At 64.2% G+C, this 16902-nt stretch carries 16 protein-coding genes and 1 tRNA gene; 6 read left to right on the top strand and 11 right to left on the bottom strand.

What is annotated here, in order from left to right:
- Nucleotides 1–3 precede the first annotated feature (3 nt).
- A complete protein-coding gene (locus ACVWY1_RS07430; RefSeq protein ID WP_094010100.1) occupies nt 4–1122 on the bottom strand; it encodes an LOG family protein in 1119 nt (372 codons plus the stop codon).
- A 303-nt stretch (nt 1123–1425) separates the two neighbouring features.
- On the opposite strand from ACVWY1_RS07430, the gene ACVWY1_RS07435 reads away from it, so the two are divergent.
- Entirely contained in the window at nt 1426–1632 is a 207-nt protein-coding gene (locus ACVWY1_RS07435; protein WP_457378034.1) for a hypothetical protein, read from the top strand.
- A gap of 1 nt (nt 1633) precedes the next feature.
- Here the strand turns inward: ACVWY1_RS07435 and ACVWY1_RS07440 are convergent, their stop codons facing one another.
- Nucleotides 1634–2053 (bottom strand): quorum-sensing-regulated virulence factor family protein, encoded by a 420-nt coding sequence (locus ACVWY1_RS07440; RefSeq protein WP_046856783.1) that lies wholly within the window; start codon nt 2051–2053, stop codon nt 1634–1636.
- 214 nt (nt 2054–2267) lie between these two features.
- Between ACVWY1_RS07440 and ACVWY1_RS07445 the strand changes: the two genes are divergently transcribed.
- The 3 genes from ACVWY1_RS07445 to ACVWY1_RS07455 all read left to right on the top strand — a co-directional run bounded on the left by ACVWY1_RS07445 (nt 2268) and on the right by ACVWY1_RS07455 (nt 4329).
- Complete coding sequence (locus ACVWY1_RS07445; RefSeq protein WP_457378035.1) at nt 2268–2978, top strand: tRNA-uridine aminocarboxypropyltransferase; 711 nt, start codon at nt 2268–2270, stop codon at nt 2976–2978.
- 257 nt (nt 2979–3235) lie between these two features.
- Entirely contained in the window at nt 3236–3886 is a 651-nt protein-coding gene (erdR, locus tag ACVWY1_RS07450; RefSeq protein WP_023631045.1) for a response regulator transcription factor ErdR, read from the top strand.
- A gap of 77 nt (nt 3887–3963) precedes the next feature.
- The gene (locus ACVWY1_RS07455; protein WP_023631044.1) at nt 3964–4329 is read left to right on the top strand and encodes a diacylglycerol kinase; all 366 of its coding nucleotides are present in this window, start codon (nt 3964–3966) and stop codon (nt 4327–4329) included.
- A gap of 3 nt (nt 4330–4332) precedes the next feature.
- Here ACVWY1_RS07455 and finR read toward each other — a convergent pair whose 3' ends face one another.
- Nucleotides 4333–5259 (bottom strand): LysR family transcriptional regulator FinR, encoded by a 927-nt coding sequence (gene finR / locus ACVWY1_RS07460; protein WP_023631043.1) that lies wholly within the window; start codon nt 5257–5259, stop codon nt 4333–4335.
- Nucleotides 5260–5379: 120 nt separating this feature from the next.
- On the opposite strand from finR, the gene fpr reads away from it, so the two are divergent.
- Nucleotides 5380–6159 (top strand): ferredoxin-NADP reductase, encoded by a 780-nt coding sequence (fpr, locus tag ACVWY1_RS07465; RefSeq protein ID WP_046856781.1) that lies wholly within the window; start codon nt 5380–5382, stop codon nt 6157–6159.
- A gap of 130 nt (nt 6160–6289) precedes the next feature.
- Here the strand turns inward: fpr and tsaA are convergent, their stop codons facing one another.
- The 5 genes from tsaA to rimO all read right to left on the bottom strand — a co-directional run bounded on the left by tsaA (nt 6290) and on the right by rimO (nt 10211).
- Complete coding sequence (gene tsaA / locus ACVWY1_RS07470; protein WP_277503102.1) at nt 6290–6982, bottom strand: tRNA (N6-threonylcarbamoyladenosine(37)-N6)-methyltransferase TrmO; 693 nt, start codon at nt 6980–6982, stop codon at nt 6290–6292.
- A 6-nt stretch (nt 6983–6988) separates the two neighbouring features.
- A complete protein-coding gene (locus ACVWY1_RS07475) occupies nt 6989–7450 on the bottom strand; it encodes a YehS family protein (protein WP_046856779.1) in 462 nt (153 codons plus the stop codon).
- 50 nt (nt 7451–7500) lie between these two features.
- A complete protein-coding gene (locus tag ACVWY1_RS07480) occupies nt 7501–8211 on the bottom strand; it encodes an rRNA pseudouridine synthase (protein WP_277503103.1) in 711 nt (236 codons plus the stop codon).
- Between the two features lie 121 nt (nt 8212–8332).
- Nucleotides 8333–8791 carry a GNAT family N-acetyltransferase gene (locus ACVWY1_RS07485; RefSeq protein ID WP_277503105.1) on the bottom strand — a complete coding sequence of 153 codons (459 nt, stop codon included), beginning with the start codon at nt 8789–8791 and terminating at the stop codon, nt 8333–8335.
- An 88-nt stretch (nt 8792–8879) separates the two neighbouring features.
- Nucleotides 8880–10211, bottom strand: a complete 1332-nt coding sequence (gene rimO, locus ACVWY1_RS07490) for a 30S ribosomal protein S12 methylthiotransferase RimO (RefSeq protein ID WP_102681668.1) — start codon at nt 10209–10211, stop codon at nt 8880–8882.
- A gap of 235 nt (nt 10212–10446) precedes the next feature.
- Between rimO and ACVWY1_RS07495 the strand changes: the two genes are divergently transcribed.
- The gene (locus ACVWY1_RS07495) at nt 10447–12357 is read left to right on the top strand and encodes a potassium transporter Kup (protein WP_457378036.1); all 1911 of its coding nucleotides are present in this window, start codon (nt 10447–10449) and stop codon (nt 12355–12357) included.
- A gap of 102 nt (nt 12358–12459) precedes the next feature.
- On the opposite strand, the gene ACVWY1_RS07500 is transcribed toward ACVWY1_RS07495, so the two are convergent.
- The 3 genes from ACVWY1_RS07500 to ACVWY1_RS07510 all read right to left on the bottom strand — a co-directional run bounded on the left by ACVWY1_RS07500 (nt 12460) and on the right by ACVWY1_RS07510 (nt 16718).
- The gene (locus tag ACVWY1_RS07500) at nt 12460–13752 is read right to left on the bottom strand and encodes a virulence factor family protein (protein WP_457378037.1); all 1293 of its coding nucleotides are present in this window, start codon (nt 13750–13752) and stop codon (nt 12460–12462) included.
- Nucleotides 13752–16394 (bottom strand): bifunctional lysylphosphatidylglycerol flippase/synthetase MprF, encoded by a 2643-nt coding sequence (gene mprF, locus ACVWY1_RS07505; RefSeq protein ID WP_457378038.1) that lies wholly within the window; start codon nt 16392–16394, stop codon nt 13752–13754. The genes ACVWY1_RS07500 and mprF overlap by 1 nt, the downstream gene beginning before the upstream one ends.
- Before the next feature lie 247 nt (nt 16395–16641).
- Nucleotides 16642–16718, bottom strand: a tRNA-Met gene (locus ACVWY1_RS07510).
- Between the last annotated feature and the right edge of the window lie 184 nt (nt 16719–16902).

The following is a 16902-nucleotide window of genomic DNA, read 5'->3' on the forward strand; positions in this document are numbered from 1 at the left end:
CGTTCAGTTCACCCGCAGGGCTTCCCGGGCTCGTTGGGTGGTGTGCATTGGCTGGGGTTTGGCCCAGTTCTCCGACAGGTTGATGAAGTCCACCAGTTCGCGCAGGCGACCCTGGTCACGGCCGTTGAAGGCAAAGGTCAGGCGTGTCAGGTGGCTGAAGTTGCCTTCTTCGTGCTCCGCGCCACTGTCAGGCTGCTGGTGATACCTGCCGCTCAGGCGCAGGTCGGCAAAACCTTCCTCCACGTCATGCAGCGCGGCCTCGCTCAAGGGGTGGTGCATGCGGATGACGAACTGGTTCTTCAGCCATCGGCTGGAGTGGTAGTTGCTGTAGAACTGGTTGATTTCCTCCACCGCCTCGTCGGCACTGTGCACCAGGCGCACCAGCTTGAGGTCGCTGGGCAGGATGTAGCGGTTCTCTTCCAGTTGGCGGCTGATGAAGGCCAGGGCGTCCTGCCAGAAACTACCGCCGGGCGAGTCGAGCAGCACCACCGGAACCAGCGGGCTCTTGCCGGTCTGGATCAGGGTGAGTACTTCCAGCGCCTCATCAAGGGTGCCGAAGCCTCCCGGGCAGAGCACCAGCGCATCGGCCTCCTTGACGAAGAACAGCTTGCGAATGAAAAAGAAATGGAACGGCAGCAGCTTGTCGGTGCCATTGACGGTGGCATTGGCATGTTGCTCGAAGGGCAAGGTGATGTTGAAACCCAGGCTGTGATCGCTGCCGGCGCCTTCGTGGGCGGCGGCCATGATGCCGCCTCCGGCGCCGGTGATCACCATCAGGTCGGAACGTGCCAGCGTTGCGCCCAGCTCCCGGGCCAGCGCATACATGGGGTGCTCCAACGGCGTTCGTGCCGAGCCGAACACGGTGACTTTGCGCCGCCCCTTGTAGTGCTCGAGGGTGCGGAACGAATGGTCGAGCTCACGCAGGGCCTGCAGGGTGATCTTGGCGTTCCAGCGGTTGCGGTCGTCGTGGGCCATGCGCAGCACGGTCAGCAGCATGTCGCGGTACAGCGGCAGGTTGGGGCTGTTCGGGGCAACCAGTTGCAGTTGCTCGTCGATCTTGCTCAGGTCGATGCCGTGGTCCCTGAAATGGTTGAACAGCAGCTCGTTCGATTGGTAAGGCATTCAACGTCTCCTTCTGCAGCAAAACCTCTGACCGGGTCGATGGCAGGTCCCGGCCGCGACACTGCGTGTGTCGCTGGCTGCTGTGGCTCGAGTGTGCCCCCGAGCGTTGCAGTAGGCCTTCAAGGCCATTGTTGCAGTGGCAGTTCCATCGCGTTGTCGTTGTTATGGGTACTCGTTATCAATCTAGACGCTGGGGCGCACTCGTGCCGCCACAGGCGTGCAATACCGCCTGTCAGACTGGATCCGATGATGGCAGCGCTTTGGTTAACTGGAGGCGGAAGAGTGATGCAGCGAGGTGGCGGTATGCACCGGCTGGTGATCGAGGTGGACGGGCAACTGTTGCAGTTGCTCGAGCGCGAGGCGAAGGTTCATCACCTGAGCCTGGAGGGGGAGTGCTTGCGTCGGCTGCAGGGGGGCGAGGGGCACTCGCCTTATCTGCTGGCCCTGTTGGCCGAGTTGCGCGCCGATGATGAGCAGCGGCGCGCCAGAGACAGCGATCAGCTGGTCTGAATCACTTTTTCTTGTTGCCAGCTGCGCAGCTGGCAGCGTCGAATGCCTGGTCCATGACTGGTTGGTTGGTCTTGTACACGGTGAAGCGGTAGACCATCACCGCGCCCTTGGACATCAGCTGACGGTAACCATTGTTACGGCAAACGCTATCACCCAGCTGGCTGCGCACCTGCGCGGGGTTGGCCTGCATGCCTTGCGCATGCTCCTGGCGCACGCTCAGGTGATTGACCAGCGCCTTGCCTTCGACGGTATAGCCCTGGTCGAGGATGTCTTCGTTGATGGCCCGGGGGGTACCGACGCTGCTTTCCTTGGCGACCTTCTGCAGCATCTGGGTCAGCTCGTATTCCTGCTTGGAGGCAGCCTGGGCGGCCAGGGGCAGGGCGAGCAACAGGCTCAGGGTCGGGACGATAAGACGCAGCATGAATCTCTCCTGGTTCGATGACTGGCGCTTTGACCTGCGCCGGCGGGCGGCGTTCCATGAAACTGCTGGGGTTCCCCGGCCGCCTGAGCCGCTGATTATAAAGGAGCGGCCGCAAGGGCTGCACGGCAAATGACGCGTGCTCTGGTAGACTCGCGTTTTGTTTTCACCGAGTCGTCGTCGTGCCCCTTCCATCTTCCTGCCAAGGCCTGCAGCCATGAGCCACGCGGTAGCGCGGCTGCGCGCCGAGCGCCTGGCGCGCAGCATCAAACCCTTTGTCGCCCGCGGCTCGCGAGCCGAGCGCTGCCCGGATTGCCGGGTGATCGCCACGCACTGCCTGTGCGCGTGGAAACCGCGGGTGCCGGCAGACGCCGGCATGTGCCTGCTGATGCATGACACCGAGCCACTGAAGCCGACCAACACGGGGTGGCTGATTGCCGACGTGATCGAGGATACCTCCGCCTTCGGCTGGCTGCGTACCTCGGTGGACGAAGGCCTGCTGGCGTTGCTGGACGATCCGCGCTGGCAGCCTTACATCGTCTTCCCCGGCGAGTTCGTCAAAGAGGACCGTGTGGTCAGCGAGGTGCTGTGCGAACCGGGCAAGCGCCCGCTGTTCATCCTGCTCGACGCCACCTGGACCGAGGCGCGCAAGATGTTCCGCAAGAGCCCTTATCTCGACCGTTTCCCGGTGCTGAGCCTGCAGGCCGAGCAGATGTCGCGCTACCGCCTGCGCCGCTCCAAGCGTGACGACCACTTCTGCACCGCCGAAGTTGCCGCCATGTGTCTGGAGCTGGCCGGCGACAGCCAGGCCTCGCAGGCCCTGGATGCCTACCTGGATGTGTTCAGCCTGCACTACCTCAGTGGCAAGCGACGCTTGGCGCTGGATGAGCAGGACGAGGTCCACCAGCGTTTGCATACCTTCCTATAGTCCAAGGGGCAGGCGCGGCGGATTGGTACATACTGTCGGGGCTGGCAGCCAGGGTAGGCGGGGACGACCGGGCAATTGGCTTGACCACCCGGGGCGTGCTCGGCATCCTTGGCGCCGCTTCGGGCACGACGAAGCTGCTGTTACCCCGGACTTCGCCGTGCCATCCCGGCCGGCGGCCCTGCCGTTCGCGCCATGAGTTACCCGCCAGGCGTCTCCCGTACCCCCTGCGCCTGGTACAGAACAGGATCCCTAGATCGATGGCCACATACGAAATCCTGATTGCCGATGACCACCCACTGTTCCGTAGCGCACTGCGCCAGGCCGTTACCCTCGGCCTGGGCCCGGATGTGCGCCTGGTCGAGGTGGCGAGCATCGCCGAACTGGAAACCAGCCTGACCGAAAAAGCCGACTGGGACCTGGTCCTGCTGGACCTGAACATGCCCGGTGCCTATGGTTTCTCCGGCCTGGTGCTGCTGCGTGGCCAATACCCGCAGATCCCGGTGGTGATGGTCTCGGCCCAGGAAGAGGCGGCCGTCGTGGTCAAGTCTCGCGAATTTGGCGCCAGCGGTTTCATCCCCAAGTCCAGCGAGCTGAGCAAGATCCAGGAAGCCGTGCGCAATGTGCTCGACGGCGATGTCTGGTGGCCGCCGCAGGCGTTCGAGAAGGTTGACGTGTCTGCCGAGGCCAAGGCCGCCAGCGAAGGGCTGGCTAGTCTCACCCCGCAGCAGTTCCGCGTGCTGACCATGGTCTGCGAAGGGTTGCTGAACAAGCAGATCGCCTATGAGCTGAGTGTCTCGGAAGCGACCATCAAGGCTCACGTGACGGCGATCTTCCGCAAGCTGGGCGTTCGTACCCGGACCCAGGCCGCGCTGTTGTTGCAACAACTTGAATCGGTTTCGGCCAGCTAAATCCCTGCGCCTTCACGCTTTTTTGACTGCGGTTGAACTAGCCTGCTGGCCTTTTTTCGGTGAAGTGACTGACACACATGTCGCCATTCAAGGGCCAGACCGGCCTCAAACGTATCTTCAATGCCGCCGGCTACTCGCTGGACGGCCTGCGTGCCGCGTTCAAGGGTGAGGCCGCGTTTCGCCAGCTGGTGCTGGTCAACGTGCTGTTGATCCCCACAGCCTTCTGGCTGCCGGTGAGCCGCGCCGAACGGGCGATCCTTATCGCCGTGTGCCTGCTGGGGCTGATCGTCGAGCTGCTCAATTCGGCGGTGGAGGCGGCGATCGATCGTATCTCCCTCGACCGTCACCCCTTGTCGAAGAACGCCAAGGACATGGGCAGTGCCGCGCAACTGGTGGCCATGAGCATGGTCGCGCTGGTCTGGGGCGTGATCCTGCTCGGCTGACGTTCAGGCGATCGGCGGCAGCACGATCTCGTCGCTGCGCTGCACGCCAGCGGTGAAACTGCGGCACAGCTCGAGGAACTCGCGCATGGCCGAAGTCTGGTACTTCTGCTTGTGCCAGATAAAGTAGAACTGCCGCGACAGGTCCAGTGCCGGAGTTTCCACCGGTACCAGGCTGCCGCGGCGGAAAGCGTCGCGCAGGGCCAGGCGCGAGATGCAGCCGATACCGAGGCCCGACTCCACGGCCCGTTTGATTGCTTCGGTATGTTCCAGCTCCAGGCGGATGTTCAGGTTGGCGCGATGATGACGCATGGCCTGGTCAAAGGTCAGGCGGGTGCCCGAGCCTTGTTCGCGCAGGATCCAGGCTTCATGGGACAGCTGCTCGATATCGGCATGGCCGGCTTTGGCCAGCGGATGCTGCGGCGCGCAGAACACCACCAGTTCATCCTCCACCCAGGGCTGCACCTCCAGATCGGGGTGGTTGCAGTCGCCTTCGATTAGACCCAGGTCAATTTCGTAATGGGCAACCTGTTGCACGATATGCGCAGTGTTCTGCACGTGCAGTTTGACCTGGCTTTCCGGATGCACCTGCATGAAGCTGCCGATCAGCAAGGTGGCCAGGTAGTTGCCGATGGTCAGGGTGGCGCCGACGGCCAGCGAGCCGAACCCCGACTTGCCGTTGAGCAGGTCTTCGATTTCCTTGGCCTGGTCGAGCAGCGCCACGGCCTGGGGCAACAGTTGATGGCCCAGGGCGTTGAGGCTCAGGCGTTTACCAGCACGGTCGAACAGCTGGCAGCTGGACTGGCGCTCCAGTTCGGTGATCGAGGTGCTTGCCGCAGATTGCGACAAGGCCAGTACGCCCGCGGCCCTGGACACACTCTGGTGCTGGGCGACGGCGACAAAGACCTGGAGCTGACGAAGTGTGAATCGCATATCTATATAACCGATAACACATATCTTGATAATTCAGTTAACAGATATTGTCGCTGCCCCTAAACTATCGCGCAACTGCGCGTCTTGCGCGCGCCGCGTTTTCCTTCAGGAGCCCCATCGATGAGCAACATGAACCACGAACGTGTCCTCAGTGTGCACCACTGGAACGACACTCTGTTCAGCTTCAAGTGCACCCGTGATCCGGGCCTGCGCTTCGAGAACGGTCAGTTCGTGATGATCGGCCTGCAGCAGGACAGCGGCCGTCCGCTCATGCGCGCCTACTCCATCGCCTCGCCGAACTGGGAAGAGCACTTGGAGTTCTTCAGCATCAAGGTACCGGATGGTCCGCTGACCTCCCAGCTGCAGCACCTGAAGGAAGGCGACGAGATCATCATCAGCAAGAAGCCCACCGGCACCCTGGTGCTGGACGACCTGAACCCGGGCAAGCACCTGTACCTGCTGAGCACCGGTACCGGCCTTGCGCCGTTCATGAGCGTCATCCAGGACCCGGAGACCTACGAGCGCTTCGAGAAAGTGATCCTGGTACATGGCGTTCGCTACGTGAACGAAGTGGCCTACCGCGAGTTCATCACCGAGCACCTGCCGCAGAACGAGTTCTTCGGCGAGTCGGTGCGCGACAAACTGATCTACTACCCGACCGTGACCCGCGAGCCTTTCGAAAACCAGGGCCGCCTGACCGACTTGATGCGCAGCGGCAAGCTGTTCAGCGATATCGGCCTGCCACCGATCAACCCGCAGGACGACCGTGCCATGATCTGCGGCAGCCCGAGCATGCTCGATGAAACCAGCGAAGTGCTGGACAGCTTTGGCCTGAAGATCTCTGCGCGTATGCGTGAGCCGGGCGATTACCTGATCGAGCGAGCGTTCGTCGAGAAGTAAGGCCAGCGGCATGAATGAAAAAACGCAGGCTTGGCCTGCGTTTTTTTGTGCTCGGAGAAAAGGTTTGCCGTGTTGGCCCTATCGCGGGGCAAGCGACTTGCCCCGCGATAGGGCCCGCAACCACACCGGATCACTCCGGCGCCACCTCCAGCACCCGGATCACATCCGGTTGCGGATAATGCCAGCGCACCTGCACATCCCAGAACTTCACCCCATAGACCCGCTCGGGCGGCGGCACCTGGTAGGCTGGGCGTGGGTCCTGGGCCAGGCACTGGTCGATCAGCTCGACCAGCGGTTCGCCCAGGCGCAGTGCGTGGGTGCGGGCCTGAGGCAGTGCGCCCTCGCTCCATTGCACGCTGATCGGCTCTGGTGCATCACTGGCCATCAGGTTCGATGCCTCGGCGACGCTGTCCGCATACGGCACATAAGGCTTGATATCCAGCACCGGGGTGCCGTCCAGCAGATCGATCCCTGACAGCAGCAGACGCCCCGGTTCGACGCCATCCAGGCGTACCACCGACTGGCCGATGCCGTTGGGCCGATGGGTGGCCCGGGTGGCGAACACCCCCATGCTCCTGTTGCCGCCCAGGCGCGGTGGGCGCACCTTCAGGCGTGGCTTGTCTTCCAGTGCCTGGTGGAACAGGAACAGCAACCACACATGGCTGACCTGTTCCAGGCCTTCGACGGCATCGCCCTGGTCAAAGGGCGGCAGCAGCTCCAGCACGCCACGGGCAGCCGGCGCCAGCTGGGGTTGGCGCGGGATGGCGAACTTCTCCTTGAAGCAGGAGCGAACGATGCCGACCGGCGAGACGGTATGCTGCATCCTGGCTCAGCCGCGCACGCGAAGGGTCAGGCCCTTGAGGAAGTTGCGCAGCAACTGGTCGCCGCAGGGGCGGTAGTTGTCGTGGCCAACCTTGCGGAACAGCGCGCTCAGCTCTGGTTTGGACACCGGGAAGTCGACGGACTTGAGTACCGCATGCAGGTCGTCCTCCTTCAGCTCGAAGGCCACGCGCAGCTTCTTGAGCACGGTGTTGTTGGTCACCGGCACTTCGATCGGCTGCGGCGGGCGGCTGTCGTCGCGGCCGCGACGGTGAATCACCAGGCCGTCGAGGAAATGCGCCATGACCTTCTCCGGGCAGCGGACGAAGCCGGGTTCCTCTTCCTTTTTTACATAGGTGGCGATGGCCTCGGCGGAAACCTCGAGGCCCGAGAGCTTGATGATCTCGGCCATTTTCTGGTCGTTGGCCTTGAGCATGTAGCGCAGGCTGCGCAGTACATCGTTGTGGTTCATTGCGGCGAATCCTGTTCTGTTGCCGCGTCAGTCATTGCGCGGCGGTAATGCTAGAAGCGTTCTGTAGCGGCCACGTAGCGCCACTGGCCCAGCGGCAGTTTGCCCATCGACACCCCGCCAAGGCGAATGCGGCGCATCGCCAGGACCTTGAGGCCAGCGGTTTCGCAAAGCTGTTCGATCAACCCCGGTTGCGGGTTCTTCAGCACGATGCGCAGGTGTTGCTCGTTCTGCCAGCTGGCCTTGGCCTTCGGCAGTTCGACACCCTTGCGTTCCACGCCGCGGGCCAGTCGCTCGAGGGCGCCGGGTTTGGCTTCACCACTGACCTGGACGATGTATTCCTGCTCCATGCGGCGCAGGTCGGCCTCCAGCTTGCGGGTTACCCGCCAGTCCTGGGTGAACAGCTGCAGGCCACTGGCGCCGGGCAGCAGCGGGACGATGCAGGCCTGGCGGGCGAAATGCCCATGCAACGGGCGCACGCCCTCGCGGTGCGCTTCGCTGAGGCTGGCCATGCTGATGCTGGCCAGGGCGCCTGCGGTGTTTTGGCCGGGCTGCTGGTTGAGCAGCAGGGTGACCGGTTCGAGTGAGTCGGCACGAGCGCCCGGGAGCAGCTCGACCTGCTGTTCGGTGATTTTGAACTGGGGTTGTTCGACCACCACGCCATCGACCGTGACCCAGCCACCCTCGATGTACAGTTCGGCCTCGCGGCGGGAGCAGCCAAGCTGTTCGATGAGGCGTTTGGAGAGACGAATGGGTTCGGACATGGACACGGGCATCACGTGGTAGGGAAAGCCTTCATTGTACCTGCCTGGGCGAGGTAGCGGCTGCAAATCGATGTCATTTGCGCCATTTCGGAGCGGGGTAGTGGTTTCCTGAGCTTGCGTACTAGGACGTTGTCCGAACAAGCCTCATATGTAGTAGGGGATAGGGCTGCCCTAGGCCGTCGGTTTCCGAACGGCCATAGATCTCGAAGCCTTCATGCAGGTAGAAACCCAGGGCTTGCGGGTTCTGTTCGTTGACGTCCAGGCGCTCGGCGTTCAATTCGTGCACCGAGTGGCGCAGCAGGCGCCGTCCGATGCCCTGGCCACGGTGTTCGGGCGCGACGAAGAGCATATCGACCCGGCCGTTTGCCACCCCGGCAAAGCCGAGGATGTGCCGCTTGCTGTCCTTGCAGCAGACCAGCATCACGGCATCGAGGTATTTGCGCAGCACGTGCTCGCGCAGCAGCAGGATGTAGCCCTCGGGCAGGAAATCGTGGGTGGCGCGAACCGACGCCTCCCACACCCGGACCAGCTCGGGATAATCGCTCAGATGAGGTGTGTGCAGCGTGACGGCGGGCGACATCCTGTGATCCTCCGGGAGGCCATTGAGGAAAACATAGATGCAAAAAAATACCCCGCCAGCGGGCGGGGTATTTTCAGGCGGGTTTCGCTCAGATGGGCTCGGCCCACATGTCGTACTCGTCGGCGTCGACGATGCGGCAGCGGACCTTGTCGCCCGGCTTGAAGCCGTGGTCGCCGTCGATGAACACGCTGCCGTCGATCTCCGGCGCGTCGAAGAAGCTGCGGCCCACCGAGCCCTGTTCCTCGACTTCGTCGATCAATACCTCGATTTCCTTGCCGATGCGCTGTTGCAGGCGCGCGGCGCTGATCGCCTGCTGGTGGGCCATGAAGCGGTCCCAGCGGTCCTGCTTGACGTCGTCCGGCACCTCTTCCAGGCCCAGGTCGTTGGCCGGGGCGCCTTCGACCGGCGAGTACTGGAAGCAGCCGACGCGGTCGAGCTGGGCTTCGGTCAGCCAGTCGAGCAGGTACTGGAAGTCTTCTTCGGTTTCGCCGGGGAAGCCGACGATGAAAGTCGAGCGGATCACCAGTTCCGGGCACTGTTCGCGCCAGTTCTTGATGCGCGCCAGGGTGCGGTCTTCGAAGGCCGGGCGCTTCATCGACTTGAGCACCTTGGGGCTGGCGTGCTGGAACGGGATGTCCAGGTACGGCAGGATCTTGCCGGCGGCCATCAGCGGAATCACGTCGTCGACGTTCGGGTACGGGTAGACATAGTGCAGACGCACCCAGGCGCCCAGGCTGCTCAGCGCTTCGCACAGCTCGAGCATGCGGGTCTTGACCGGGCGGCCGTTCCAGAAATCGGTCTTGTACTTGACGTCCACGCCGTAGGCGCTGGTGTCCTGGGAGATCACCAGGATCTCCTTGACGCCGGCCTTGACCAGGCGCTCGGCCTCGCTCAGGACTTCGCCGACCGGGCGGCTGACCAGCTTGCCGCGCATCGACGGGATGATGCAGAAGCTGCAGCTGTGGTTGCAGCCTTCGGAAATCTTCAAGTAGGCGTAGTGGCGCGGGGTCAGCTTGACGCCCTGGGGCGGCACCAGGTCGATCAGCGGGTTGTGGTCCTGGCGCGGTGGCACCACTTCGTGCACGGCATTGACCACCTGCTCGTACTGCTGCGGGCCGGTGACCGACAACACGCTCGGGTGCACGTCACGGATGCTGCCTTCTTCGACACCCATGCAGCCGGTGACGATGACCTTGCCGTTCTCCTTGATGGCTTCGCCGATCACTTCCAGCGACTCGGCCTTGGCGCTGTCGATGAAGCCGCAGGTGTTGACCACCACCACGTCGGCATCCTCGTAGGTAGGCACGACTTCATAGCCTTCCATGCGCAGCTGGGTCAGGATGCGCTCGGAATCGACCAGGGCCTTGGGGCAACCCAGGGAGACGAAGCCGACCTTTGGGGTGGCGGGAGTGGTGGACATGGCTAACCTCGGTATTGAATACAGGTCGCCCGGCCGGTAACGGGGGCGATCCTGGCGGGCGCTTTCGGCGCCTCTGATCAAAAAGTGCGCAATTCTAGCGAGCACAAGGTCGCTTTACCAGCAGAAATACGACGAACGCTGCGCTATGCTTCGCGCCGTTGTGCCGGGGTATCCGGGAGGGCCCGGCGCGGGTAGGCATTCAACCGGTCTAATAGGCCGTCTGCGGGAGTGGTCGATGGTTCAGGCAAGCAGTCATGCCGAAGGCGGGCACGCGGGGAAGCAGGGGGCAGCACGGCCGCTGGGCCTGCTCGTGGCGGCCGTTGGGGTGGTCTATGGCGATATTGGCACCAGCCCGCTGTATACCCTCAAAGAGGTCTTTACCGGTGGTTATGGCGTACAGGTCAACCATGATGGAGTGCTGGGCATCCTGTCGTTGATCCTCTGGTCGCTGCTGTGGGTGGTTTCGTTCAAGTACGTGATGTTCATCCTGCGCGCCGACAACCAGGGCGAGGGCGGCACCATGGCCCTGACCGCGCTGGCGCGGCGGGCCACGGCGCAGTATCCGCGGTTGCGCATGCTGATGGTCGGTTGCGGCCTGATTGGCGCCTCGCTGTTCTACGGCGACAGCATGATCACCCCGGCGGTGTCGGTGCTGTCGGCGGTGGAGGGCATGGGCCTGGCGTTCGAGGGTATCGACCACTGGGTGGTGCCGATTGCACTGGTGGTGCTGGTGGCGCTGTTCCTGGTGCAGAAGCATGGCACCGAGAAGATCGGCAAGGCGTTTGGCCCGATCATGGTTGCCTGGTTCCTTGCGCTGGCGGCGCTCGGTGTCCATGGCATCTTGCAGAGCCCGGAGGTGCTGAAGGCGTTCAACCCGGGCTGGGCCTTGAACTTCTTCATCGTCCACCCCGGCATGGGCGTGGCCATTCTTGGTGCCGTGGTGCTGGCGCTGACCGGTGCCGAGGCCCTGTACGCCGATATGGGCCATTTCGGCCGCAAACCCATTGCCCGTGCCTGGTTCGCCCTGGTGCTGCCGGCGCTTGTGCTCAACTACTTCGGCCAGGGCGCCATGCTGCTGCAGAATCCCGAGGCGGCGCGCAACCCGTTCTACCTCTTGGCGCCGTCCTGGGCTTTGCTGCCGCTGGTGGGGCTGGCCACGATGGCCACGGTGATCGCCTCCCAGGCGGTGATCTCGGGGGCCTTCTCGCTGACTCGCCAGGCCATCCAGCTGGGCTATGTGCCGCGCATGCAGATCCAGCACACCTCCAGCGACGAGCAGGGGCAGATCTATATCGGCGCAGTGAACTGGGCGTTGATGGTCGGCGTGGTGCTGCTGGTGATCGGCTTCGAATCCTCCGGCGCCCTGGCGGCGGCCTACGGCGTGGCAGTGACCGGCACCATGCTGATGACCACCATCCTGGTCTCGGCGGTCATGCTGCTGTTGTGGAAGTGGCCGCCGGTATTGGCTGTGCCGCTGCTGCTGGGCTTCCTGTGCGTAGACGGGCTGTTCTTCGCCGCCAACGTGCCGAAGATCGTGCAGGGCGGTGCTTTCCCGGTGCTGGCGGGTATCGTGCTGTTCGTGTTGATGAGTACCTGGAAGCGTGGCAAGCAGATCCTGGTCGATCGCATCGATGAAGGTGCGTTGCCGCTGCCGCTGTTTATCAGCAGCATCCGCGTGCAGCCGCCGCATCGGGTCGAGGGCACCGCGGTGTTCCTGACCGCGCGCTCCGATGCCGTACCGCACGCGCTGCTGCACAACATGCTGCATAACCAGGTGCTGCACAGCCAGGTGGTGCTGCTGACGGTGGTCAGCGAGGACCGGCCGCGGGTGCCGGAGCATGAGCGCTTCGAGGTGGAAGCCTATGGTGACGGGTTCTTCCGGGTGCTGCTGCACTTCGGCTTCATGGACGAGCCGGACGTACCGGCGGCGCTGAAGCTTTGCCACTTGGACGAACTGGACTTCAGCCCGATGCGCACCACCTACTTCCTGAGTCGGGAGACGGTGATCGCCTCCCGCCTGGAGGGGATGTCGCGCTGGCGCGGGAACCTGTTCGCGTTCCTGCTGAAGAATGCCAACGGCAACCTGCGGTTCTTCAACCTGCCGCTCAATCGGGTGATCGAGTTGGGGACGCAGGTCGAGATCTGAGGGCACAAACATCGCGGGGCAAGCCCGCTCCCACAAGGATCACACAAGCCTTGTGGGAGCGGGCTTGCCCCGCGATGGGCCGCAAAGCGACCCCTTTCCCTATCATTTCTCAGCGACGTTAGCCTTTCCCTGGCGGGTCTCGATCTCACCGATCAGGCGCTTGGCCAGCGCCGGGTAGTTTTCGTCGAAGTGGTGGCCGCCGGGCAGTTTCATGCGCTCACCCACGGCGGTCTTGTCGGTGCAGCCGCTTTCGTCGGTCTCTTCCACACCATAGATGCACACCACCTTCGCCGCCGGCAACCTGGCCATCTCCGGCCCGGTCGGGGCTTCCTGGCCTTCCTTGCCGAGCCAGCCCTCCACCTCGATCTCGAAACTGCCGCTGCGGGCGAACGCCAGCAGGATCACCGCATCGATGCGCTTCTGGTCGTCTGCGGACAGGCGGTTATAGATAGCCGGCAGCACGTCGGCGCCGAACGAGTAGCCGGTCAGCACGAAGCGCTTGGTGCCCCATTTCTGGCGATAGTGCTGCATCAGCTCGGCGAGGTCGGCGGCGCTCTGCTCCGGGGTCTTGTGCTGCCAGTAGTAGCGCAGGGTGTCGATGCCGACCACCGGGTAGCCAAGCTTGGCCATCTCGCTGGCCACATCGCGGTCCAGGTCGCGCCAGCCGCCGTCGCCGGAAAGGAACAGGGTGACGGTGTCGGTGGTCTGCCCGGCCGGGACTTCCACCACCGGGATGGCCAGGGCGTTGCCATCGTGGCCGACCAGGGCCTGGGTCAATTGCGCCTTGAGTACCTGGGGCAGGTGGATGTCGTAGTCGGCGATGCTGGTTTCGGCGTTGGCCTGGTCGCGCACGAAGGCGGCACTGGCGTCATCCGGGTTGTCGTTCCAGGCCACGTTCCAGTGGCCGTGGGCGGCGGACTTGGGCAGGGCGGCCTGGCAGCCGGGCTGCTCGACGGTGAAATCCACCGAGATGGCTCGCGCCCTGTCGTCGCTTTGTGCGGCCAGCCAGCGCCAGGCCTGGGCAGCGCCCGGGCCGATACCGGCAACCAGGGTCGGTTTGTCGGCCAGTCGAGTCAGGGCCTGGTCCATCGCGACCTGCTGCTTGGCGCAGTCGGCCGGTGGCAGGATCACCTGCACCAGTTGCGCCTCGCCGGCCTGGCTCAGGTCGAGCAGTTGCTTGTCGGTCAGGGCTTGGTCCTGTGGCACGCCGATGGCCACTCGGGCCTTGGCATGCACGCCGGGCGTGGCGCGGGTCAGGGCGCTGCCGTCGTCGAGCGTGAGGTGCTCCAGGCGTGCCTCGGGGGCCGGGCGGGTCCACAGCCAGAAGGCCGCACCGCCGGCCAGTACGGCGAGCAACAGGGGAATCAGTACGTACAGCCAATAGCGTCGGATCATCAACGTTTCACCAATCCAGTCAGGCCGCCAGCGATCAGGGCGGCGGTGTCAGCCAGTGCAACCAGCGGGTCGAGCCCGGCCGGCACGGCCATGTAGCGGGGTTCCCAGTCCGGCTGGAACTTGTCCTTGAAGCGCCGCAGGCCCTGGAAGTTGTAGAGCTGTTCACCGCGCTGGAACACCATCGAGCCCAGGCGCTGGGTCAAGGGGGCGCCACGCCGCGGCTGCAAGCCGGAAAGGGGGACCATGCCCAGGCTGAAGCGGCCGTAGTCGTGGCTTTTGTAGTGCAGGATCAGACCGACCATCATGAACTCCATGGTCAGCTTCGGTGCTTCTGGATGCGCGCGCATCAGGTCGAGGCTGGCCAGCTCGTTGCTGTGGGTCTCCAGCAGGTTGGCGAAGGCCACCGGACGGCCTTGGAAGCGGATCAGCGCGATGCGGAAATGCTGCAGGTACTCGGGGCTGAAGCGGCCGAGGGAGAAACCTTTTTCGCGCACGTTCTTGCCGCTGAGCCAGGCGTCGGAGATCTCCTTGAGTGCCTCCAGCGGGGCGTGGCCAGGCTCATGGATCTCCAGGGCCAGGCCGTCGCGGCCGCCGCGGTTCCAGGTGTAACGCAGGTCCTTCATCTCCTTGCCCTTGGCGTCGATATCGAAGCGGCGCAGGTCGACCCGCGCTTCCTCGCCGAGCTTGATCGCGGTCAGGCCGATGTCCATGTAGAACGGCAGGTTCTCCGCCCGCACCTGGTAGAACACCGGGCGGGCATGGTGCAAGTCGCACAGGTCGCGGAACTGCCAGATCATTTCGGCGCGTTCCTGCGCCGGGCCGATCGGGTCGTACAGGGCTACCAGGCTGCGGCCGCGACGGGCATACATCAGGAAGGCGTTGTCGTTGGGGTGGAACAGCAGCGCCTTGTCACCGGTCAGGGCCAGCCCGCCATCGGGCTGGTCGGAGGCGAGCAGGATGCGGTTGGCGCGCTGCAGTTCGTCTTCGCTGGGCAGATGGATTACTGGCCGGGCGGTGCGCAGCAGCCAGGTCAGGGCGACGATCACCAGCAGCACGGCGCTGCCCAGCGCGGCGCGCAAGCCCCGCGGCGCATCGGCATCAAGGGTGAACTGCCACCACAGCTTGTGGGTGTAGGGCACGTCCTGGTAGGCGAACAGCAGCAGCCATACCGAGGCGCCGACCACGCAGGCGCTGGCCACCAGGTACACCGGCGAGAACGGCAGCTCCAGCAGGCGGCTGGGACGGTAGAACGAGCGGCGGAACAGGGCGAGCAGGGCGGCGGTGAAGCACATCAGGCTGGCTTCTTCCCAGTCGAAGCCCTTGAGCAGCGACAGCACCGCGCCCACCAGCAGCAGCACGGTGGTCAGCAGCCAGGCGGCAGACAGGCGCCGGCGCAGGCCCTGGGCGAGCAGCAGGCAGAGCACGCCGATCAGGCTGGCGCCGAAGTGCGAGGCATCGATCAGGCGGTGTGGGATCAGGAAGCCCATGTGCTCCAGACGGCTGTCGATCTCCGGGGTAGCGCCGGAGAACAGCAGCACCACCCCGGAAAGGAACACCAGGATCGCCAGCACCGGCGCGGCCAGGCCCGAGGCTGCGCGGATCGCCTGCTGGGTGACCATCAGCCGGCGGGCTTCGTTGGCCAGCAGCAGTACGCAGGCCACCAGCAACGGCAGCACCACGTAGATCAGCCGGTACAGCAGCAGGGCGGCCGCCAGTGGTGCCGCGCCCAGCTGGTTGGCGAACGCGGCCAGCAGGATCGCCTCGAATACCCCGACGCCACCCGGCACATGGCTGAGCACCCCGGCGGCGAGGGCAAGCAGGTAGACCAGCACGAACGCGCCAAAGGGCGGGGCTTCGGGCAGCAGCAAATAAAGCACGGTGGCCGCAGCGGCGACATCCAGGGCGGTGATCAGCAGTTGCAACGCAGTCAGGCGTGCGCCTGGCAGGCGCAGGGTGCGGCGCCCGAACTGCACCAGCAGGTTGTCGGCCAACGGCTGTTCAGGCAGGCGACGGCGGTACAGGCCCATGACCAGGGCTACCGCCGCGCCCAGCACGGCGACGGCGATGCCGCCCAGCAGCGGTGCAGGCAAACCCAGCGCCGTTGCCGCTGCCGGCAGGTCGCTCAGGGTGGCCAGTGCGGCCAACGGCGGCAGCGCGCAGCCCAGCGAGAGGCTGGCGAACACTGTCATGCGCGCGACTTCCGCGGCGCCCAGGCCTTGCCGGGCATAGAGGCGATAACGCACCGAGCCGCCCGACAGCATCGACAGGCCTATTGCGTTGCCAATGGCGAAGGCACTGAAGCCCCCGAGCACCAGGGTACGGGGTGGCAGTTGCACGGCGGCGTAGCGGCTGGCCGACCATTCGTAACCCAGCAGGATCACGAAGCCGGCCAACGTGGCCAGCAGCGCGCCGAGCAGCGACTGGGTCGGTACGCTGAGCATCGCATCATGCAGGGCGTAGATATCCAGTTCGCTCAACAGATGGCGGCAGGCAATCAGGCCCATGGCGAACAGCAGCAATGTCAACGCCAATCCCAGCGGCTGACGGTACTTGCTCAGGCGTTCCAGCCAGGGCAGGCGCTGCGCCGCCGCCGGCAAGGCCGTGGTCAACGGTGCCTGGGGCTCAGGAGTGGGGGCGGTCATGGAGTGCCTCGTGCGCAGCGCGCGAGGTAAAGGCAAGGTGCGGCCAAGTGAAAGTCCCTTTGGAAAAACGTATCCGAATATTACTCCGCGCCGGCGGCTTAATCTGTTTCAGGATAGTTAAAGATAGTTCATTCAGCCGTCTGCAAGGGCTGGAACCAGGGCTTGGCGAGGAAGAGTCAAAGGGTAGGGGCTGAATGCAACAAACCCCGCACTGTCTTGCGACAGGCGGGGTTTGTTCTGACGAATATGGTTGCGGGAGCCGGATTTGAACCGACGACCTTCGGGTTATGAGCCCGACGAGCTACCAGGCTGCTCCATCCCGCGTCAGAGGGGCGCATTCTACGCATTTGGCATGGCTTGTCAAGGCTTGATATGCCATTGGTTGCGATTGGAAAAACAGCGGCCAATAAAAAAGGTTCTTCACGGAATCCCGGGAAAGACAGAAACAAGAACGCCGGTTTGATGGATGATGTTCGTGCGAGCAAACACATCTACAAACCGGCGTTCT

It is taken from the genome of Pseudomonas sp. TE6288 (genome assembly GCF_054062095.1).